The 19047-nt window shown below is 66.5% G+C and carries 16 protein-coding genes; 7 read left to right on the top strand and 9 right to left on the bottom strand.

Annotated elements, in window-relative coordinates; genetic code table 11:
* Window positions 1–281 precede the first annotated feature (281 nt).
* The 3 genes from leuS (at window position 282) to holA (ending at window position 4679) form a co-directional block, all read left to right on the top strand.
* Window positions 282–2900, top strand: a complete 2619-nt coding sequence (gene leuS, locus J6595_RS12755) for a leucine--tRNA ligase (protein WP_209594995.1) — start codon at window positions 282–284, stop codon at window positions 2898–2900.
* Window positions 2887–3483, top strand: coding sequence for a hypothetical protein (locus tag J6595_RS12750; RefSeq protein ID WP_209594939.1), 597 nt, complete (start codon window positions 2887–2889; stop codon window positions 3481–3483). The genes leuS and J6595_RS12750 overlap by 14 nt, the downstream gene beginning before the upstream one ends.
* 149 nt (window positions 3484–3632) lie before the next feature.
* A complete protein-coding gene (gene holA / locus J6595_RS12745; protein WP_209594938.1) occupies window positions 3633–4679 on the top strand; it encodes a DNA polymerase III subunit delta in 1047 nt (348 codons plus the stop codon).
* 404 nt (window positions 4680–5083) lie between these two features.
* Here holA and J6595_RS12740 read toward each other — a convergent pair whose 3' ends face one another.
* The gene (locus J6595_RS12740; RefSeq protein ID WP_209594937.1) at window positions 5084–6016 is read right to left on the bottom strand and encodes an aldose 1-epimerase; all 933 of its coding nucleotides are present in this window, start codon (window positions 6014–6016) and stop codon (window positions 5084–5086) included.
* Between the two features lie 815 nt (window positions 6017–6831).
* On the opposite strand from J6595_RS12740, the gene J6595_RS12735 reads away from it, so the two are divergent.
* Window positions 6832–7227 carry a (R)-mandelonitrile lyase gene (locus tag J6595_RS12735; protein WP_209594936.1) on the top strand — a complete coding sequence of 132 codons (396 nt, stop codon included), beginning with the start codon at window positions 6832–6834 and terminating at the stop codon, window positions 7225–7227.
* A gap of 109 nt (window positions 7228–7336) precedes the next feature.
* On the opposite strand, the gene J6595_RS12730 is transcribed toward J6595_RS12735, so the two are convergent.
* From J6595_RS12730 to mnmG, 4 genes are all read right to left on the bottom strand, one after another.
* On the bottom strand, window positions 7337–8320 hold the full coding sequence (locus tag J6595_RS12730; protein WP_209594935.1) for a ParB/RepB/Spo0J family partition protein: 984 nt from the start codon (window positions 8318–8320) through the stop codon (window positions 7337–7339).
* An 83-nt stretch (window positions 8321–8403) separates the two neighbouring features.
* On the bottom strand, window positions 8404–9213 hold the full coding sequence (locus J6595_RS12725) for a ParA family protein (RefSeq protein ID WP_425342152.1): 810 nt from the start codon (window positions 9211–9213) through the stop codon (window positions 8404–8406).
* Between the two features lie 94 nt (window positions 9214–9307).
* Entirely contained in the window at window positions 9308–10108 is an 801-nt protein-coding gene (gene rsmG, locus J6595_RS12720; RefSeq protein WP_209594933.1) for a 16S rRNA (guanine(527)-N(7))-methyltransferase RsmG, read from the bottom strand.
* The gene (gene mnmG / locus J6595_RS12715; protein ID WP_425342148.1) at window positions 10098–12014 is read right to left on the bottom strand and encodes a tRNA uridine-5-carboxymethylaminomethyl(34) synthesis enzyme MnmG; all 1917 of its coding nucleotides are present in this window, start codon (window positions 12012–12014) and stop codon (window positions 10098–10100) included. The genes rsmG and mnmG overlap by 11 nt, the downstream gene beginning before the upstream one ends.
* A gap of 232 nt (window positions 12015–12246) precedes the next feature.
* Between mnmG and J6595_RS12710 the strand changes: the two genes are divergently transcribed.
* Together J6595_RS12710 and J6595_RS12705 are read left to right on the top strand one after the other, a co-directional pair.
* Entirely contained in the window at window positions 12247–12825 is a 579-nt protein-coding gene (locus J6595_RS12710; RefSeq protein ID WP_209594932.1) for a Uma2 family endonuclease, read from the top strand.
* Between the two features lie 165 nt (window positions 12826–12990).
* Entirely contained in the window at window positions 12991–13707 is a 717-nt protein-coding gene (locus J6595_RS12705) for a gamma-glutamylcyclotransferase (protein ID WP_209594931.1), read from the top strand.
* 610 nt (window positions 13708–14317) lie between these two features.
* Here the strand turns inward: J6595_RS12705 and J6595_RS12700 are convergent.
* The 4 genes from J6595_RS12700 to J6595_RS12685 all read right to left on the bottom strand — a co-directional run bounded on the left by J6595_RS12700 (window position 14318) and on the right by J6595_RS12685 (window position 18462).
* Window positions 14318–14839: a GNAT family N-acetyltransferase gene (locus J6595_RS12700; protein ID WP_209594930.1), complete on the bottom strand. Its 522-nt coding sequence runs from the start codon at window positions 14837–14839 to the stop codon at window positions 14318–14320.
* Between the two features lie 11 nt (window positions 14840–14850).
* Window positions 14851–16299, bottom strand: a complete 1449-nt coding sequence (mnmE, locus tag J6595_RS12695; RefSeq protein ID WP_209594929.1) for a tRNA uridine-5-carboxymethylaminomethyl(34) synthesis GTPase MnmE — start codon at window positions 16297–16299, stop codon at window positions 14851–14853.
* Between the two features lie 112 nt (window positions 16300–16411).
* On the bottom strand, window positions 16412–17044 hold the full coding sequence (locus J6595_RS12690; RefSeq protein ID WP_209594928.1) for a LysE family translocator: 633 nt from the start codon (window positions 17042–17044) through the stop codon (window positions 16412–16414).
* A gap of 302 nt (window positions 17045–17346) precedes the next feature.
* Window positions 17347–18462, bottom strand: a complete 1116-nt coding sequence (locus J6595_RS12685; RefSeq protein WP_209594927.1) for an NADH:flavin oxidoreductase — start codon at window positions 18460–18462, stop codon at window positions 17347–17349.
* A 259-nt stretch (window positions 18463–18721) separates the two neighbouring features.
* On the opposite strand from J6595_RS12685, the gene J6595_RS22965 reads away from it, so the two are divergent.
* On the top strand, window positions 18722–19024 hold the full coding sequence (locus J6595_RS22965; RefSeq protein WP_425342147.1) for a hypothetical protein: 303 nt from the start codon (window positions 18722–18724) through the stop codon (window positions 19022–19024).
* The last annotated feature ends 23 nt before the right edge of the window (window positions 19025–19047 follow it).

Here is a 19047-nt window from a genome sequence, read left to right as displayed (position 1 = left end):
TTTCACTCTAAGCGTGACCGTCAGTGGAATCATCCACATCGTTGTCACTCCGAATGAAGGCAAAGCCCTTGCCAGGGCCGCGGTGGCTCATCCTCCGCGGCGGCGCCGGCTGGCCTCGGCGCCCGCTGCTTCTGCCCACATGATCCGATTTATGCCGTTCGTGACACCGCTTGGGAAGGCCGGCGTTGCGCTTTGCGCCGCGCGCGGATAACCCCTTGCTTCAGTTTTCTGACGGAACGCCCGAGCCGTTCTGCGCCGACATTTTCGACGAGATGCCCGACATGACCACCGAACGCTACAATCCCCGCACCGCCGAGCCGAAATGGCAGAAGGCCTGGGCGGAGGCGAAACTCTTCGAGACGCAGACCGACGCTGCGGGCGAGAAATACTACGTCCTCGAGATGTTCCCCTACCCGTCGGGCCGCATTCATATGGGCCATGTGCGCAACTATGCGCTGGGCGACGTCGTGGCGCGCTACAAGCGGGCGAAGGGCTTCAACGTCCTGCATCCGATGGGCTGGGACGCCTTCGGCATGCCGGCGGAAAACGCCGCGATGCAGAACAAGGTCCATCCGGCGAAATGGACCTACGAGAACATCGACACGATGCGCAAGCAGCTGAAATCGATGGGCCTTTCGCTCGACTGGTCGCGCGAGTTCGCCACCTGCGACGTCGACTACTACCACCGCCAGCAGATGCTGTTCCTCGACCTGCTCGCCAAGGGCCTCGCCTATCGCAAGAAGTCGAAGGTGAACTGGGATCCGGTCGACATGACCGTTCTCGCCAACGAGCAGGTGATCGACGGCAAGGGCTGGCGCTCGGGCGCCGAGGTCGAGAGCCGCGAGCTGACCCAGTGGTTCTTCAAGATCACCGATTTCGCCGAGGATCTGTCGACGGCGCTCGACCGGCTGCCGGAATGGCCGGAAAAGGTCCGGCTGATGCAGAAGAACTGGATCGGCAAGTCGGAAGGGCTGATGCTGCGCTGGGCCCTGGCGAAGGACACGGCGCCCGCGGGCATCGACGACGTCACCGTCTTCACCACCCGGCCGGACACCCTCTATGGCGCGTCCTTCATCGCGGTTGCGCCCGATCATCCGCTCGCCGCCAAGGCCGCCGAGAGCAACCCGGCGCTCGCCGCCTTCATCGCCGAGACCCGCAAGACCGGCACCACCGCCGCGGCGATCGAGACCGCCGAGAAGAAGGGCGTTGCGACCGGCATCGAGGCGGTGCATCCGCTCGACGAGAGCTGGCGGGTGCCCGTCTATGTCGCCAATTTCGTCCTGATGGAATACGGCACGGGCGCCGTCTTCGGCTGTCCGGCCCATGACCAGCGCGACCTCGACTTCGCCCGCAAATACGGCCTGCCCGTGCGCCCCGTCGTCTTGCCGCCGCACGAGGATCCGGTCGCCTTTTCGGTCGCCGACAAGGCCTATGTGGACGACGGCGTCATCTACAATTCGGCCTTTCTCGACGGCAAGACGCCGGACGAGGCCTTCGAGGCCGTCGCCGAAAGGCTCGAGGCCACCCAGCTTTTCGGCGCTCCCCAGGCGAGCCGCAAGGTGAACTACCGCCTGCGCGACTGGGGCATTTCGCGCCAGCGCTACTGGGGCTGCCCGATCCCGGTTCTCCACTGCGAGAGCTGCGGCGTCGTGCCGGAGAAGCGCGAGAACCTGCCGATCGTCCTGCCCGAGGACATCGATTTCGACAAACCCGGCAATCCGCTCGACCGGCACCCGACCTGGCGCAAGGCCACCTGCCCGCAATGCGGCGGCGATGCTTCACGTGAAACAGACACGATGGACACCTTCGTGGACTCTTCGTGGTATTTCGCCCGCTTCACCGCGCCCCGCGCCGACGAGCCGACTGACCCGCAGGCGGCCAATGCCTGGCTGCCGGTGGACCAGTATATCGGCGGCATCGAGCATGCGATCCTGCATCTCCTTTACTCGCGCTTCTTCGTGCGGGCGATGCGCGAATGCGGTCATCTCGATCTCGACGAGCCCTTCAAGGGCCTCTTCACCCAAGGCATGGTCGTTCACGAGACCTATCGCGACCGCCGCGAATGGGTGCCGCCGGTGGATGTCCGCTTCTCCGAGACCGAGGGCAAGCGGGTCGCGACAAGGATCTCCACCAACGCCCCGATCGAGATCGGCGGCATCGAGAAGATGTCGAAGTCGAAGAAGAACGTCGTCGATCCGGACGACATCATCGCCTCCTACGGCGCCGACACGGCCCGCTGGTTCGTCCTGTCGGACTCGCCGCCGGACCGCGACGTGATCTGGTCGGAGGCCGGCGTCGAGGGCGCCCACCGCTTCGTCCAGCGGCTGTGGCGGCTGTTCGTCGACGCCGCGCCGAAGCTTCCGGCAGCGGGCGCCAGGGCCACCCCCGGCAGTGACGATCTCTCGCTGAATATCCGCAAGGCGGTCCACCGGACGGTCGCGGGCGTGTCCGACGACATCGAGCGCCTCGCCTTCAACAAGGCGATCGCCCGCGTCCACGAGCTGGTCAACCAGCTGTCGGCGTCCTTCGGCAGGATGGAGGCCGGCAATGGCGGCGCTACGGCAGCCGCCCGCGAGGCGCTGTCGATGCTCGCGCGCATCGTCGCGCCGATGATGCCGCATCTGGCCGAAGCGCTTTGGGAGGTGCTGGGCGAGCCGGGGCTCGCCGCCTCCGCGCCCTGGCCGCAGATCGACCGGTCGCTTCTCGTCGACGATCAGGTCACACTGCCGATCCAGATCAACGGCAAGAAGCGTGGCGACTTGACCGTGCCCGCCGACGCCGGCAAAGCTGACATCGAACAGGCCGTGCTCGCGCTCGATTTCGTGCGCGAGGCACTGGCCGGCCAGGCGCCCAAACGCCTGGTCGTGGTGCCGGGGAGAATCGTCAATGTCGTCGTCTGATCGCGCCGGGCCCGGCCGCATCGTGAGCGCGCCGGATCGGGGCTGGCATCGCCACCCTGCCCGCGCCCCGGCGCTGCTTGCAGGCGTCGTCGCGGCGCTTCTCGCCGGCTGCACGGCCGGCCCGCTTTACGGGACGAACGGCGTCGGGGGCACGGATATCGGCAGTGCCGCCGCGCGCCTGCCCTATGCCGGACGCATCGCCATCACCGAGGCCGACACCCGCACCGACCAGCTGGTGCGCAACGAACTCCTGTTCCGCCTCAACCGCGGCAAGCCGGTCGCCGACCCGCTCTACGAGCTGCGGCTCCAGGTGACGGGCAAGGCGCGTGGCTCGATCATTCAGAGCGAAGGCGTATCGCGTTCGGTGATCTACATCGAGACGGCGAAGTACCAGCTGGTTCGCCTTTCGGACAACGCCGTGATCACCTCCGGCGAGCGCTCGGCGACCGTGCCCTACGACCAGACGATCCAGCTTTATGCCAGCCAGCGCGCGTTGAAGAACGCCCGCAGCGAAGCGAGCAGGCAGCTGGCCGGCCAGCTGGAACTCGCGATCGCCTCGGCCCTGTCCCGCAGCGGGGGGTGAGGCTGCGGGCGAGCGCCTGGCTCGGCCATGCGCCTCGGTGCGAGGCGCCGCGGGTTCGGGAGAAAGTGTGTCTCGCCGCTTCGTCGAGGAGCGACGACACGCGGGTCACCCGACCGCGACGCAGAGCAATCTCTCACGAGAGAAGACCCATGGCCCAGAAGAAAGCCGGCGAAGTCGAAGCCTTTCTCACCCGGCCGGACTTCGCCTATAGCCTTGCCCTGTTCTACGGGCCTGACGCCGGCCTCGTCTCAGAGCGCTCGGCCAAGCTCGCAAAGGCCTTCGGCGTCGATCCCTCCGATCCGTTCTCGGCGGTCACGCTTTCGGCCGACGAGCTGGAGAAGGATATCGGCCGCCTGTTCGACGAGGCCAGGACCCTGTCGCTTCTGGGCGGCAAGCGGCTCGTGCGGGTCCGTGGCGCCGGCGCCGGTCGGCAGCTGGCCGAGGCGGTCGGGGCGCTCGCGGGCGAGCGGCTCGCGGACACGCTGATCATCATCGAGGCCGGAGACCTCAAGAAAAGCGCCGCCCTGCGCGCCAATGCCGAGCGCGGCCGCCATGCCATGGCCCTGCCCTGCTATCAGGACGAAGGCCGGGCGCTCGACCAGATGATCGACGAGGAGCTCTCCGCGGCCGGCCTGTCGATGGACCGCGAGGCCCGCGACGCGCTGAAGGCGCGCCTCGGCGCCGACCGGATCGCCTCGCGCGGTGAGGTCGCCAAGCTCTGCCTTTACGCCCTCGGCGCCCCGACCGTCACCGAGGACGATGTCGCGGCGGTCGTTGGCGACGTGTCCGCCGACACTCTCGACGAGGCGATCGACGCCGCGGTCTCGGGCGAAGTCAGGCGGCTGCCGCATCTGATCGACCGGCTGACCACCTCAGGCACGCCGACGTTCCAGCTGCATCAGGCTCTGCTGCGCTATTTTCAGCAGCTCCAGGCGCTGCGGGAGGGCGTCGAGAGGCGCGGCGAACCGGTCTCGCGGGCCGTCGAACGCCGGCGCCCGCATTTCCGCCGCCGCCCGGCGATGGAGACGGCGCTTTCGGCCTGGACGCTTTCGGCCATCGATGCGCGGCTGCAGGCGATCGAGGCGGACATCCTGATGAGCCGCAAGGACGCGGCCCTTTCGCTGACGATCACCCATCGCACGCTGATGGATTCGGCCGTCGAGGCGGCGCGGCTGAAGGCGCGGGGGCGCCGGTAGGGCGACAGCATCGGCCCGAAAACCGGAATCGATCGTCTCAAAAGCGCGATGCGTCGGTTCAGACGGTCGGGGCGTCCTCTCTGTGTTCGATGACAGGGGACGACAGTGTGTCGGACGGCGCATCCCGAGGGCCCGGCAATCAGAGATCGGGCGTTCGCCTTCAACGCGCTCGTCATGCTCGGGCCCGGTCCCGGGCATCCAGTGCGCCGATTAAGCTTCTGTTATGTCGACCGTTTCGTCATTCTCGGGACGGGGGCCGAAAATGACGAAGCGTCGATCTGTGCGCCTTCTCGATCAGATCGCGGCCGGCGCTCGAGCATCGCGTCGCGCACTGTGGCGTCCAACAGGACGCGGGGGCGCTCCAAGCTTGCCGTTCGAGGCGGGAAAGCGGGCGGACTTCCCGATTACCGCCCCTCGGTGATCTCGAAGCGCACCGTGCCTTCGAGCCTTTCGCCGGGCGAAAGGACGTGAAGGCCGTGATCCTCGACGTCCATCCGGTTCACGGCATCGACCATGTGGCTGACCGGCTCGACGGCGAAGAAATCGCGCGCGTCGGCCCGGAAGATCACGAGCTTCGAGAACAGGTCGTCGGCGATGATGCGAATGCCGATACCCTGACCCTCGTCCCGCCCGGGATAGGCGATTTCGGCGGGGCCGTTCCAGTCCTCGAAGCAGTGGTCGACATCGGTCATGCCATCGACCGCGCGCGACTTGGTCGCGTCCCAGCCGGCGGGGACCGGGCTCCTGACAGTCGGCAGAAGCCGGGCGTCGCTCTGCCAGACGGTGCCGGCCTCGTAGCGCAACGATGCGCCGGCCCGATCGAAATAGGGGTGAAGGCCGAAACCGGCCGGCATAGGACGCGTGTCCCGGTTCTCCAGGGTAAGGGTGATGGTGAGCACGCTGGGTTCCAGCACAAACCGTTGCGTCGCCCGATAGGCGAAGGGCCATTCGGCCTGCCGCTGCGGGCTCTCGCCGGGGTCGTGATCGAGGCAGAGGACGGCGGTTTCGGAAGCGGCCGAAACCACCGTCCATTCGCGCTGCCAGCCATTGCCGTGGAGGCTGTGGGGATTGTCGCCGAAATTCCTGGCGAGCTGGAAGCGTTCGCCGCCGAAGGAAAATTTCGCATCGGCGATGCGGTTGGAGTAAGGGATCATCGCATAGGAGCTGCAAAGGCCCGCCCGGCGCTCCAGGAGGGCCTCTGGCGGCGTCTCGCGCAAGATCGGAACATTGCGGCGGGTGAGGCCGGTGATCGCGCCACCGACGCCCGGAGCGAGGCTGAGGCGCAAGTCCCCGGCGGTCAGGCGGAGGCATTCGGGCATTTCGCTTGGCTGGGTCATGGGCGGTCGGTCGTCTCCTTGCTGCTGCGTCGCGCGTCGGTTCAGGCGCTGCATTGCGGTCTGATCGGAATGGTTCGGACCAAAACGCATGGGGCTCCCGATGCCAGCCTTCGGCCTTTCGCGAGTGGTCGCGGCCTACAGCATCGGCCCGAAAATCGGAATCGCTTTTCGAAAAGCATGATGCGTAGATTAAGACAGGTCGAGCGTCCCTTCTGCCTCCAATCGATGTGCACGGCACGATGCTCGAGGGCCGACCCCGACTTGATCGAGAAGGCGCTTCGTTCAACGCGTCGTCATTCTCGGGCCCCGTCCCGAGAATCCAGAAATCTTCGATAAAAGAGAAGCTCCAGTGGCGCACTGGATGCCCGGGACGGGGCCCGAGCATGACGAGCGCGATGAAGGCGAATGTCCGATTTCTGAAAGCCGGGCCCTCGATATGCGCCGTTCGACGAGACTGTCGTTTCCTATGGCGTCCAATAGGGCCCGGGCACTGGGTCGGAAAGGCGTGGGTTTGCCATCAAAGATGGGGCTCTCGCCCGCAGCATGGAAGCCAGCGGCATGGCGAGGCCACTGGGTTTGCAGAGGGCGGGTGAAAGACGCAAATTTGGCTCCTGCGGCATAACGATAAGCCGGCTTATTCTATCGGCTTTTGCTTCGTCGTTCCGGGCGATTGGCCGAAAGATCGATGCTTCCGCCAGCGCCTGCGGGCCGTGATTTCTGCCGACGGGCCGAGATGGGCGCTGCCGCGCCGGCAACCTGCCTTATCTTCTCGTGACGAGAGCGCTGAAACGGCGCAGAGCAGTGAGGACGATAGGATGGATATCAAACGCAGCGGCGAAACGCCTTCCAGCGAAGGGCCGGCCGAGTATTTCAGCGGGCGCGTGCGGATCGATCCGGTGATCAGCCCGGCCGAGCCCGCGCGCGTCGCAGCCGCCAAGGTCACCTTCGAGCCTGGCGCGAGAACCGCGTGGCACACCCATCCGCTCGGCCAGACGCTGATCGTCACCGACGGCTGCGGCTGGGTGCAGAAGGAGGGTGGGCCAAAAGAGACGATCTGTCCGGGCGACATCGTCTGGTTCGCGCCCGGCGAGCGCCACTGGCATGGGGCGACGGCGACGACGGGCATGAGCCACATCGCCATTCAGGAGCGCGAGAATGGCAGCCCGGTCGACTGGCTGGAGCATGTCTCGGACGAGGACTACATGTCCTGAGGCCGGGCCGGGCCGGGCCGGCCGGAGGAGGGAGGAACAGGGACGCATGCGGGGAGGGGAGGGCGCGGAGAGCGGGCCCGGGCCCCGTCGGGATGCCGTTCTTTGCGCCCTACAGCGACCGCAGCCGCGGCCCGCCGAAAGCCTTCGCATGGCCTGGGCTGCCGGCTTCGAGGCGCTCGACGAGATCGTCCAGATCGCTTTCCCGGTCGAGATGGATAGTGACGGCCGGGCGCCCGCCTGAGAGCGTGATCGAGACGTCATGGCCTGTCGCCTCGCGCAGTCGGCGCTCATGGGCAAGCAGCGCCTCGCTTTTCGGCTCGTCCGCAACCTCGGCAGGCTGTCGGCCGCGTCCACGGGGCTTGGGCGCTGCCGGTTCCTCGGCGGCCGGATCGCGGGCCAGCGCTTCGGCCTCGCGCACCGAAAGGTTCTCGCCGACGATGCGGCGGGCGAGGCCGACCGGATCTTCGGCGGTGACCACTGTGCGCGCCGCGCCGGCCGACAGGCTGCCGTCCTCAACCATGGAGCGAACCTCCGCGGGCAGCTTCAGAAGCCGCAGCGTATTGGCGACGTGGCTGCGGCTCTTGGCCAGGATCTCGGCGAGATCGGCCTGGGTGTAGCCGTGCTCGTCGATCAGCGCCTGATAGCCGAGCGCTTCCTCGATGGCGTTGAGATCGGACCGCTGGACGTTCTCGATGATGGCGATCTCGAGCGACTGCCGGTCGTTGATCTCGCGAAGCACCACCGGCACTTCGGCAAGCCCGGCCAGAAGCGCCGCGCGCAGCCGTCTTTCGCCGGCGACCAGCTCGAAACGCGTGGCATCGCTTGGCAGCGGCCGGACCAGAAGCGGCTGGACGACGCCGTGCTGGCGAATTGAGGCCGAGAGTTCGGCGAGCTCGTCCTCGCGGAAGGAGCGACGGGGATTGTGCGGATTGGGCGTGATGCGATCGACGGGGACCGTCCGCTCCGGCTGGATCGTCGGTGCGGCCGGCTGGGTCTCGAAGCCTGGAACCGGTCGCGACGCGCCGGCAGCGCCCGCTCCGATCAGCGAGGCGAGCCCCCGACCCAGTCTCTGCCGCGATCTGTCTTCGCTCATTGGCCTCGTCCCGTTCTCATTGCTGCGCCCTGTGGTTCCCGGGCCTTTTGCCCCGTCACCAACCCCCTTGCCGCCCGCCGCGCTCATGCCGCCACGAGCCGTCCCTCGCGGCGTATGACTTCCGAGGCGAGCTGGATATAGGCCTGGCTGCCCGGGCATTTCATGTCGTAGAGGATCGCCGGCTTGCCGAAGGAGGGGGCCTCCGAAACCCGCACATTGCGGGGGATGACCGTCTCATAGACATGCTCGCCCATGAAGGAGCGCACGTCGCGCACGACCTGTGCGGCGAGATTGTTGCGGCTGTCGAACATGGTGAGGACGATGCCGTGCAGGCCGAGCATCGGATTGAGGCTGTCGCGCACCTCTTCGACCGTCTGCAGGAGCTGCGACAGGCCTTCCAGCGCGAAGAACTCGCATTGCAGCGGCACCAGGATCGCATCGGCCGCGGCCATGGCGTTGATCGTCAGAAGATTCAGCGAGGGCGGACAATCGACGAGAACGAAGTCGAAATCGGCCTGGTCCTGCTGGTGGAAATGCAGAGCGTCGCGCAGGCGATAGGCTCGTCCATGGACGCCGGAGATCTCCATCTCGAAGCCGAGGAGATCCATGGTCGAGGGAATGACCGCCAGATTGGGAACGGCTGTGGGCATCGCCGCCTCGCGGATCGAGGCGGTCTCCTTCAGGACGTCGTAGGACGAAATCTCGCGATCGTCCTTGTCGATACCAAGCCCGGTCGAGGCGTTGCCCTGTGGATCGAGATCGATGAGGAGGGCGCGCTTGTCGATCGCCGCGAGCGCCGTCGCAAGATTGATCGCCGTCGTGGTCTTGCCGACGCCGCCCTTCTGATTGGCGATTGTGATGATCCGCATGGGCTTCTTCGCTGCCACGTCCATCGGCTGAAAATCCATGTTCGTCAAAGTCTTGGCCGTGCATCGTCTGCCGGAGGCCGGGTGCTCGGACGCTGTCGCCCGACGCCCGGACGCTGCCTCAGCGCTCCATCGCCCCGATATCGGCGACCTCGAGAACGACCGAATCAGCCTCGACCTCAGAGACATGAATTATCATGGTGAATCGCCAATGGGCAGACGCCGCCGCAATTTCCTGTTCATGACTGCGGCCTTTCGGGAAGAAACACCGCGTTTCACGTGAAACATGGGGCGCGACCATCTGGAGTAGGTCGCCGAGCGGTGCGAGCGCCCGGGCGGTCACGATATCGGCGCCGGCGAGGATCTGTCCGGCGGTCTCGATGCGCACCGGATGCGCCCGCCCTGTGAGGCCCATCTCGCGCTGAGCGGCGGCGAGGAAGGCCGCCTTCTTGTGGCTGGATTCGACCATATCGACGACGGATTGCGGCCGGCAGGCCGCGACGACCAGCGCCGGCAGCCCCCCGCCCGAGCCGAGATCGACGGCCTTCGAAAAGGCCGGCAGATGTTTCTCGAGGTTCATGGCGTCGGCGATGTGCCGCCGCCAGACGTCGCCGAGCGTCGCCGGCGCAACGAGATTGATCCGCGCCTGCCACTCGGTGAGAAGGCGCACGAAGACGTCGAGACGCGCCATGGTTTCACGTGAAACGTCGAATTCGCTTAGAAACCAGGTCCGGCCGGCGGCCTGCTGAGCCGCGATCTCGGCGGCCGATGGCGCGGTCCGCTTGGTGTCCTTGTCCTGCTTCGGGCGATGTTTCGGGCGAAGCACCGTGCTTTCGTGCTCGCCCCAGCTGCGGTCGTCGCTCCTTGCGCGTTCATATTGCCGGTCGGAGGGGTGAATGCGCTTGGGCCGGTCACGCCGCATGGGCAAGCCCCTTCCGCCTGATGGCAAGGAGAATGAGGGCGAGCGCCGCCGGCGTCATTCCGTCGATCCGCTCGGCCTCGGCGAGGTTCTGCGGCCGGCGGGTGGAAAGCTTCTGGCGCAGCTCGTTGGAAAGGCCGGCGATCGCGCCATAGTCGATATCGCCGGGGATCTCCCGCGCCTCGTCCTGCCTCAGCCGGTCCTGATCCTTGCGCTGGCGATCGAGATAGACGTCGTAGGCCGCCTCGATCTTCACCTGTGCGAAGGTTTCCGCCCCGATCCTGGCAAGCTCCGGCCAGACACGGTCGATCTCGTCCTTTTCGACCGCGCCCTGGGCAATCAGCTGCCAGGCGCTGCGCCGGCGCCCGTCCTGATTGACGGCGATGCCGTGCCGGCTCGCCTCGGACGGGGTGATCGTCGCGGCCTCGAGGGCGGCGCGGGCGTCGCGCAGCGATGCCTCGCGGGCCGCGAAACGCTCTGCCCGCTCTGTGGAGACGATGCCGAGCTCGATGGCGAGTGGCGTCAGCCGGCGGTCGGCATTGTCGGCGCGCAGCGACAGGCGGAACTCGGCACGCGAGGTGAACATGCGATAGGGCTCGGTAACGCCGGTGCGGGTGAGATCGTCGATCATCACGCCGATATAGGCGTCACTGCGGCCGATGACGACGGGCTGCGAGCCGCCCGCGAGCCTCGCCGCATTGAGCCCGGCGACAAGCCCCTGTGCGGCGGCTTCCTCGTAGCCGGTCGTGCCGTTGATCTGGCCGGCGAGGAACAGCCCCGGCGCCCTGGTGACGGCAAGGGCGCGGCTCAATTCGCGCGGGTCGACATGGTCGTATTCGATCGCATAGCCCGGCTTCAGGATACGCACCCGCTCGAGGCCGGGAATGGAGCGCAGAAAGCTCTCCTGCACGTCCTCGGGCAGGGAGGTGGACAAGCCGTTCGGATAGACCGTGTCGTCGTCGAGACCCTCCGGCTCCAGGAAGATCTGGTGGCCGTCGCGGTCCCCGAACTTGACGATCTTGTCCTCGATCGACGGGCAGTAGCGCGGCCCGACGCCCTCGATCTTGCCGGAGTAAAGGGCCGATCTCGACAGATTGTCCCGGATGATCGCGTGGGTCTTTGGCGTCGTGCGGGTGATGCCGCAATCGATCTGCGGGGTGTCGATGCGCTCGGTGAGGAAGGAAAAGGGGATCGGCTCGGCATCCGGCCTTTGCCTGTCGAGGCCGTCCCAGTCGATGCTGGTTCCGTCGAGGCGCGCGGGCGTGCCGGTCTTCAACCTGCCGAGCGACAGGCCGAGACGCTTCAGTGTTCCCGACAGGCCGAGGGAGGGATCTTCGCCCATGCGTCCGGCCGGAATCTGGCGATCGCCGAGATGGATCAGCCCGCCCAGAAACGTGCCGGTGGTCAGAACGACGGCGCGGCAGGCGATCGTCCGGCCATCGGCGAAAACGACGCCCGAGACGGCCCCGGAGCCATCGAGCGAAAGATCGAAGACGTCGCCTTCGACGATCGTAAGCCCGTCCGTCGCGCCGATCAGATCCTGCATCGCGGCGCGATAGAGCTTGCGGTCGGCCTGGGCGCGCGGGCCCCAGACGGCCGGGCCCTTGCGGCGGTTGAGCATGCGGAACTGGATGCCGCCGCGATCGGCGGCAAGCCCCATCAGGCCGCCCAGCGCATCGATCTCGCGCACCAGATGGCCCTTGCCGATGCCGCCGATCGCCGGATTGCAGCTCATCGCGCCGATCGTGTCGAAGCGGTGGGTGACGAGGACGGTGTCGGCGCCGGCCCGCGCAGCGGCACTGGCAGCTTCGCAGCCGGCATGGCCGCCGCCGACGACGACGACGTCGCAGGCCGACGGCATCGCGGCCGAGCCGGAAGCGGCAGGAGAGGGGAGACGGGACTCGGTCATGATCGTCGAACTGTCGCTTGGTTCATCGGGCCGGTGCAGGCAAAGATCGCGGTCGAAGCCGAAGGCATGCGCCGTTTCGTGCGGCCTTCCTGAAGGGTACCGGTCGCGCCGGGACGGGACGTCAGTTGGGCGGGCGAGCGCTTTGCTCTATCATCCGTTCCTATAAGATAAACCGCAGCTTCGAACAATGTCGCAGTCTTTGCCCGTCCCGGTCGTCTGGAGGCCGCTAGCCATGAGTCTGCTGGAAATTCAGCCTTGGACGCTCGGCGAGTTCTTTGCGTGGCAGGAGCTCCAGGACGAGCGCTACGAACTCGTCAACGGCTTTCCCGCGAAGATGATGACCGGGGCCTCGAACCGGCACGATGTCGTCACCGCAAATATCCAGGGCCAGCTGTGGGAGAAGCTGAAAGGCAAAACCTGCCGCCACTTCACCGGTGACGGCGCGGTGGAAACCTTCCCCGGCCAGATCCGCCGGCCGGACGCAGGGATCGACTGCGGCGCCTTCGATCCCGATGGATATCTCGCCGCCGAGCCCGTCGTCGTCTTCGAGGTGCTCTCGCCCTCGACACGGGACTTCGATCGGCTGCGCAAGGTGGAGGAATACAAGCGCGTCGCCGCAATGCGCCATATCGTCGTCGTCGAACCCACGCGGCCGCAGGTGCTTGTGTGGTCCCGGGACGAAACGGGCCGAAGCGACGGCGAGTGGACCGCCGAGGAAATGATCGGGATCGATCGTGTCATCCGCCTCCACGCGGTCGCCCTCGAGCTGCCGCTTGCCGAGATCTACGATCGACTGGACTTCAAGGCCTGAGCCGGCCCACGGCCGGCAGCGCAAGCCGGCCGCAGACGGTCCGTAGACCGAAAGTCGTCTGGACGCGGTCCGTCGCCGCGTTACTCTGACGAAAGACCGCTCACAGCGGTTTCCGCGCATATCCCGCCCTCCGGCGGAAAACTCCTGGCTTCGACGACACAATTCATGACCGACACAGCCGAACAGTCCGCTTCCGCTCTTTCCCTCACCCCCGAACTCGTCGCTCTGACGGTCCAGCCGAAGCCGGATCTCGGCTTCGAGCCCGGCTGGACGCTTTTGAGCGAGGAGGAGCTCGACGCGCTGGCGGCCCGCCATGACGAAGAAGCCGGGGACGATCCCGTCTGGATCTTCGCCTATGGATCGCTGATCTGGAAGCCGGATTTCGACGCCGTCGATCACCGCCGGGCCACGGCCTATGGCTGGCACCGTTCCTTCTGCCTGAAGATGAACCGCTGGCGCGGCTCGCCGGAACAGCCGGGGCTGATGATGGCGCTGGAAAGCGGCGGGCGCTGCGACGGCGTGATCTACCGGCTTCGCGACGAGGACCGCCGGGCACAGCTTCGCCGCGTCCTTTATCGCGAAGTCCGCTTTCACCAGACGACGGAGATGGCGCGCTGGGTCACGGTCCGCACCGATGAGGGCGCAATGCGGGCGCTGACTTTCTGGGCAGGCCCGACCGGCGAGCGTGTCGCGAGCGGCCTGCCCCTCGAAGAGGTCGCGCCGATCCTCGCCAGGGCCTGCGGCCCGGTCGGCTCCTGTGCCGAATATCTGCACAATACGGTGAAGCATCTGGAGGAGTTCGGCATTCGCGACCGCAATCTCTGGGAGCTGCAGAAACTCGTCGCCGAGGAGATCAGGGCGATCCATCCGCAGGCGGCGTGAGCGTGCGCGTAGAAGGCGGAGACGCCATGTTGGATATGGAGCCGTCGGGCTGGGCACGAAGCCGGTCGACAGTCCGGGAGCTCCATAACTTCACGGTTTCGCGTTGGCGCTTCGTCGATAGACCCGCTCCTCGATCGATCGGCCGGGTCGCGGAATTGCGCAGACCGTCGCGTCTTTCCCTTGTGATCGGGGCCATTCGGAATACCCCCAAGCCCAGCAGGCGAGCGGAAGGCGAGAACACGCGAGTGACACGCGAGGATTTGCGGATATTGGACTGAGCATGAACGGCTGGCCGCGCAGACCGCGCATCATCGTTGCAGTCCCAAGATCATGGCTGAGCCTCGACGCTCACCGGCGGCAGCGCTCGCCATCCTGAGCCCCTCATCCTGAGGTGCGAGCGAGCCGAAGGCCCGTGAAGCCTCGAAGGGCGAGGGGCGAGACTCGGCATCCGTCATCCCTCGCCCTTCGAGGCCCGCTTCGCGAGCACCTCAGGATGAGGGATGAGGAAACGCCTCGCTCTCGGGCAGAGCGCGCGAGCCCGCGATCTGGATATCACTGGCTGGACCGGAGGCAGGAGGGACGTGCGCCGCTCCGGCAACGGTCCGCCCGGTCAGTCCGCCGATTGCGGCGCCGGCCTGATCCGCGCCATCATCAGCGTGTCGACCAGGACGCCTTCGCGCAGCGCCGAGGCGCGCAGCCGGCCTTCGAGGGCGAAGCCATGTTTTTCGTAGAGCGCGATGGCCGGGGCGTTGTCGGCCATGACGTCGAGTTCGAGGCGCACGAGGCCTAGCCACTCGTCGGAAAGCGACACGAGCTCTGAAAGCAGCGCCGTGCCGACCCCGCGCCGAAGATGGTCGTCGTGAACGCCCATGCCGAGCTGGCCGACATGGCTGCGCCGGCCGGCCAGGCGGTTGAGACTTGCCGTTCCAACGAGAGCACCGGCTTCCTCGGCGACGAGAAGCGTGAAATCTGACGAGACGCCGAACAGCCGATTTTTCGTCGCTGCCAGGCTCTCATGGGGCAAACGGAGCGTTCCCCTGCGATAGTTCGGCAGATTCATCAGCGCGTTCAGGCCTTCGAGATCGCTCTCGCGAGCGGCGCGGACGAGACGGGCGGAGGCAGCCTCGGGCATTGCGGTTCTCTTCACTTGCCGATGCAGAATTGCGAGAAGATGACGTCGAGGAGATCCTCGACGCCGACCTTTCCGGTCAGCCGGCCGAGGGTGTCGGCCGCGCGGCGGAGGGTTTCGGCGCCGATCTCCGGGGCAAGGGTGGCATTGCCGACGAATTCTTCCAGGATGTGCAGCGTTTCCATGACGAGCTCGCGCTGGCGGTTCCGCAGCGGGATCGCCGCCTCCCCGGCGTTCTTTTCCCCGTCCAGCCCGGCGGCTGCCACCGCAAGCTCGGCAATCTTCGCCGTCAGTGCATCGAGACCTTCGCCGGTCCTGGCCGAGATCGAAAAGTCGAAGCGAAAGTCGCTCCATTCGTTGGAGAAGCGGGCGGAAAGGCCCGTCGGCGCCGGCCGGTCGGCCTTGGTCCGCACGGTGAGAATGCGCCGCCGGCCCTTGGCCGTTCCCTCTGCGAGGTCTTCATGGGAGGCTTCGGCGGCGACCATCATCGGATGTTTCACGTGAGACAAAAGCTCGGAGAAGCGGGCGAGGGGGCCATGACCATGATGGGGATCTACGAGGGCGAGGACGAGATCGGCCCTGGCCATGACCTCGCGCGCCCGCTCCACACCGATCGCCTCGACCCTGTCGGCGGTCTCGCGGATCCCGGCGGTGTCGGACAGACGCACCGGTATGCCGCCGAGATCGAGCGTCGCCTCGATGACGTCGCGGGTGGTGCCGGGGACCTCGGTGACGATCGCCACCTCGCGGTCGGCCAGCGCGTTGAGGAGGCTCGACTTGCCGGCATTGGGCGCCCCGACGATCGCCACCTTGAAGCCCGAGCGCAGGATCTCGCCCCGGTCGGCCTTTTGAAGATGCGCGCGGATTTCCGCGACGATGGAGGCGACGTCCAACTGGACGTGGTCGGCGACGTCCTCGCCGACATCGCCCTCGTCGGAGAAGTCGAAGGAGGCTTCGAGCCGCGCCCGCGCCTCGGTCAGGCGCTGCGCCCAGCCCTCATAGAGCGCTCGCAGCGTGCCCGAGGCCTGGAGGATCGCGGCAGTGTGCTGGCCTTCGGTCTCGGCGGCGATCAGGTCGGCGAGGCCCTCCGCCTCGGTGAGGTCTATGCGGCCGTTCTCGAAGGCCCGGCGGGTGAATTCGCCGGCCTCGGCGAGGCGCGTGCCGACGGCGGCGGTGATCGCCTCGAGGCAGGCCGACACGACGGCGCGTCCGCCATGCAGATGAAACTCGGCGAGATCCTCGCCGGTCACCGTCCCCGGCCCCGGAAAGAAGAGGACGATGGCCCGGTCGATGACCGCCCCCTCCGCACCCTTCAGCGTCCGCAGGCTTGCCCGGCGCTCCGGCGGCACGCTGCCGCAGAGCCTCTGCATGGTGTCGGCGGCATCCGGCCCGCTCACCCGGATAACGGCGACGCCCGAGGGCAGGGCGCCGGAGGAAAGGGCGGCGATGGTGTCGGAATGCATGGACCGGCGTCCTCGGGTGTCGCGTCGGTGGATCGGTTTCGCCCGATCTTACGCGATCGAGATCACGAGCGCGACCGACCAAGACGCTTGTCTGTGGACCAGCGCCCTATGATCAGACCCGCCGCCAGGCGGTCACGGCCACCTCCCAGAGCATAAGAGCGCCAGCGCCACCGATGATCCCGCCAGCGACCCGGTTGAGGCGGCGGACAGCGGTAGGCCGCGTCATCACACTCCGGGCCTTGGCAGCGACAAGGGCATAGGGCGTCAGGATGGTGGAATGGACAAGGATCGTCAGAACCGCAAGAATCGACCATTGCGAAAAACCGACGCGGTGGAGATCGATCACGCTTGGCAGCAAGGCGAGATAGAAGACGATGGGCTTCGGATTGCCAAGGGTCACCATGAAGCCACTGAGAAGCGCTTTCGGCCCGCCGTGCGAGTTTGCCTTTTGGTGGATTTCAATGCCGCCCCTGTTCGTCCAGAACAGAATGCCGAGATAAACAAGATACGCGCCGCCGAGGACCTTCGCCACGAGCAGCGCCCTGGCGAAGACTTCCGCCAGAGCTGCGAGGCCGGCGGTGGCGACTGTCAGATAGGTGACATCGCCGGCGACGATCCCGGCCATGAAGAACAGCGAAACCTTCAGCCCATTGCCGAGGGACTGGCCGACGAGACCGGCAATCCCGGGCCCGCGGATGACGACGACGATACTGAGCGCGACCACATAGGCAAGATAGGGTGTCATGGGGGAGGCAATCATGAGGTCCCATCATCTCGTTACAGGACCGGCTCCTGGCCGGTGGTCGCCCGATAACCGAAAAGGCGACCACGGGTGCGGTACGCCCTGGGAGCTCCCGTTCTGGACGACCCCCGCGACAGTCACTCTACGGCGATGCCTTGCTTTCATTACGCCGGACGATCTGCCGATTTCGCCGTGGATATGCCCGCCGGTCGGCCGAGCGGATGCCAAGGCGGCCTCACGCAGGCCGGCATTGAACGGTGCCGGGCCGGTGGAAGCGCAGGCTCTGTCATGAGCCATGAGCGAGATCAGGCAAGCTCGGCGAGCTTTGCCGCTTCGAAGCCGTTCAGCGGCTCGCCGTCCTTCACTTTGCGCGCCCAGTGAGGATCACTGATCAGTGCGCGGCCGACGGCGATGAGGTCGAACTCGCCCTGCTCCATCCGGGTGACGAGCTTCTCGATGCCGGCCGGTGATGAGCTCTCGCCACCGAAGGCGCCCATAAAATCGCCCGAAAGGCCGACGGAGCCGACGCTAATCGTCGCCGCGCCCGTCAGCTTCTTTGCCCAGCCGGCGAAGCTGAGGCCGTCTTCGCCGTCGATCTGAGGAAACTCCGGCTCCCAGAAGCGCCGCTGCGAGCAGTGGATAATATCGACCCCGGCGTCGACCAGCGGTGCCAGCCAGTCGGTCATGGCGTCCGGCGTCTCGGCCAGCCGGACGGCAAAATCCTGCAGCTTCCACTGGCTGACGCGCAGGATGATCGGATAGTCCGGCCCGACAGCGGCCCGTATCGCCGCCACCACCTCGGCGGCAAACCGCGAGCGCTCCCGGATGGTGGCACCGCCATAGCGATCGACCCTGCCATTCGTGGCGGACCAGAAGAACTGGTCGATGAGATAGCCGTGGCCACCATGGATCTCCACCGTGTCGAAGCCGAGGCGTTTGGCATCGGCGGCGGCTTTGGCGAAGGCGGCGACGGTGTCGGCGATCGCTTCCTCGCTCATTGCCGCGCCCCGACGCATGCCAGGAGCAACGAGACCGGACGGGCTCTCGATACCACTCGCCGGCTCCCATTCGGTCAGGGGACTATTCACCGAGCCGACATGCCAGATCTGCGGCGCCATCTTGCCGCCTGCCGCATGCACGCTGTCGATGACGGCCTGCCAGCCGGCGAGGGCCTCGTCGCCATGAAAGAAAGGAATGCCGGGCTCGTTGCGGGAAGCCGGCCGATCGATCACCGTGCCTTCGGAGAGGATCAGGCCAACGCCGCCCTCGGCACGCCGCCGGTAATAGGCGACATTGGCCGCGCCGGGAATGCCGTTCGGCGCCATCGAACGGGTCATCGGTGCCATGACGATGCGGTTTTTCAGATCGAGGCTCTTCAGCCGGAAGGGCCGGAAGAGGACATCAGCAGCCTGCGAGGTCATCGATGGAAAGCTCCGTTAGGAAGAGAGGTTTCCACGAATACGGTCGAGACTTGGCATCAATTACACATTTCGGATCGACCCGGTATGTTCAGGAAACAGCCGTTGGACGAAACCTTCTTTCATCTCGACTGCCCGAGCCGAATTTTGTCCGACCAGATCGCCGACAAATGGTCGGTTATGATGCTGACGGTGCTGGACAGCGGCCCTTTGCGGGTTCAATGAAATCAAGCATTGCCTCGAAGGCGCGTCGCAAAAGGCATTGAGGCAGTATCTGCGCCGGCTGGAGCGCAACGGCCTGCCCGCCCGCCACGTCATCGCGATTTTCCCGGTCGCGGTCGCATACGGGATCATCGCCCTCGGTCGCGCCCTGCTGCCGCCTTTCAAGACGTTCCATGCCCGGACGATGCAGAACCTCGACGCCGTCGAGGCAACGAGGACGCGCTTCGACAAGCGTGCCGGAAGCGGTCGGCTGCTGGACCGAACCGGGGGCGTAGCCCCCTTTCTCGACATGATCATGGAGCGGCGCGGAACCAGCTCTCGAAACAAGACCGGCGCGCCTTAACTGTCAGCCTTCGGTACGCACAT

The organism is Jiella mangrovi (assembly GCF_017815135.1).
Lineage (GTDB): Bacteria > Pseudomonadota > Alphaproteobacteria > Rhizobiales > Rhizobiaceae > Jiella > Jiella mangrovi.
The sequence above is the reverse complement of the archived record's forward strand: the minus strand, read 5'-3'. Positions and strand labels throughout refer to the sequence as shown.

What these genes read in the sequence shown, in the direction of transcription:
- leuS (WP_209594995.1), top strand. Translation starts at nt 282, where the DNA reads ATGACCACCGAACGCTACAATCCCCGCACCGCCGAGCCGAAATGGCAG.
- J6595_RS12750 (WP_209594939.1), top strand. Translation starts at nt 2,887, where the DNA reads ATGTCGTCGTCTGATCGCGCCGGGCCCGGCCGCATCGTGAGCGCGCCG.
- holA (WP_209594938.1), top strand. Translation starts at nt 3,633, where the DNA reads ATGGCCCAGAAGAAAGCCGGCGAAGTCGAAGCCTTTCTCACCCGGCCG.
- J6595_RS12740 (WP_209594937.1), bottom strand. Translation starts at nt 6,016, where the DNA reads ATGACCCAGCCAAGCGAAATGCCCGAATGCCTCCGCCTGACCGCCGGG.
- J6595_RS12735 (WP_209594936.1), top strand. Translation starts at nt 6,832, where the DNA reads ATGGATATCAAACGCAGCGGCGAAACGCCTTCCAGCGAAGGGCCGGCC.
- J6595_RS12730 (WP_209594935.1), bottom strand. Translation starts at nt 8,320, where the DNA reads ATGAGCGAAGACAGATCGCGGCAGAGACTGGGTCGGGGGCTCGCCTCG.
- J6595_RS12725 (WP_425342152.1), bottom strand. Translation starts at nt 9,213, where the DNA reads ATGGACGTGGCAGCGAAGAAGCCCATGCGGATCATCACAATCGCCAAT.
- rsmG (WP_209594933.1), bottom strand. Translation starts at nt 10,108, where the DNA reads ATGCGGCGTGACCGGCCCAAGCGCATTCACCCCTCCGACCGGCAATAT.
- mnmG (WP_425342148.1), bottom strand. Translation starts at nt 12,014, where the DNA reads ATGACCGAGTCCCGTCTCCCCTCTCCTGCCGCTTCCGGCTCGGCCGCG.
- J6595_RS12710 (WP_209594932.1), top strand. Translation starts at nt 12,247, where the DNA reads ATGAGTCTGCTGGAAATTCAGCCTTGGACGCTCGGCGAGTTCTTTGCG.
- J6595_RS12705 (WP_209594931.1), top strand. Translation starts at nt 12,991, where the DNA reads ATGACCGACACAGCCGAACAGTCCGCTTCCGCTCTTTCCCTCACCCCC.
- J6595_RS12700 (WP_209594930.1), bottom strand. Translation starts at nt 14,839, where the DNA reads ATGCCCGAGGCTGCCTCCGCCCGTCTCGTCCGCGCCGCTCGCGAGAGC.
- mnmE (WP_209594929.1), bottom strand. Translation starts at nt 16,299, where the DNA reads ATGCATTCCGACACCATCGCCGCCCTTTCCTCCGGCGCCCTGCCCTCG.
- J6595_RS12690 (WP_209594928.1), bottom strand. Translation starts at nt 17,044, where the DNA reads ATGACACCCTATCTTGCCTATGTGGTCGCGCTCAGTATCGTCGTCGTC.
- J6595_RS12685 (WP_209594927.1), bottom strand. Translation starts at nt 18,462, where the DNA reads ATGACCTCGCAGGCTGCTGATGTCCTCTTCCGGCCCTTCCGGCTGAAG.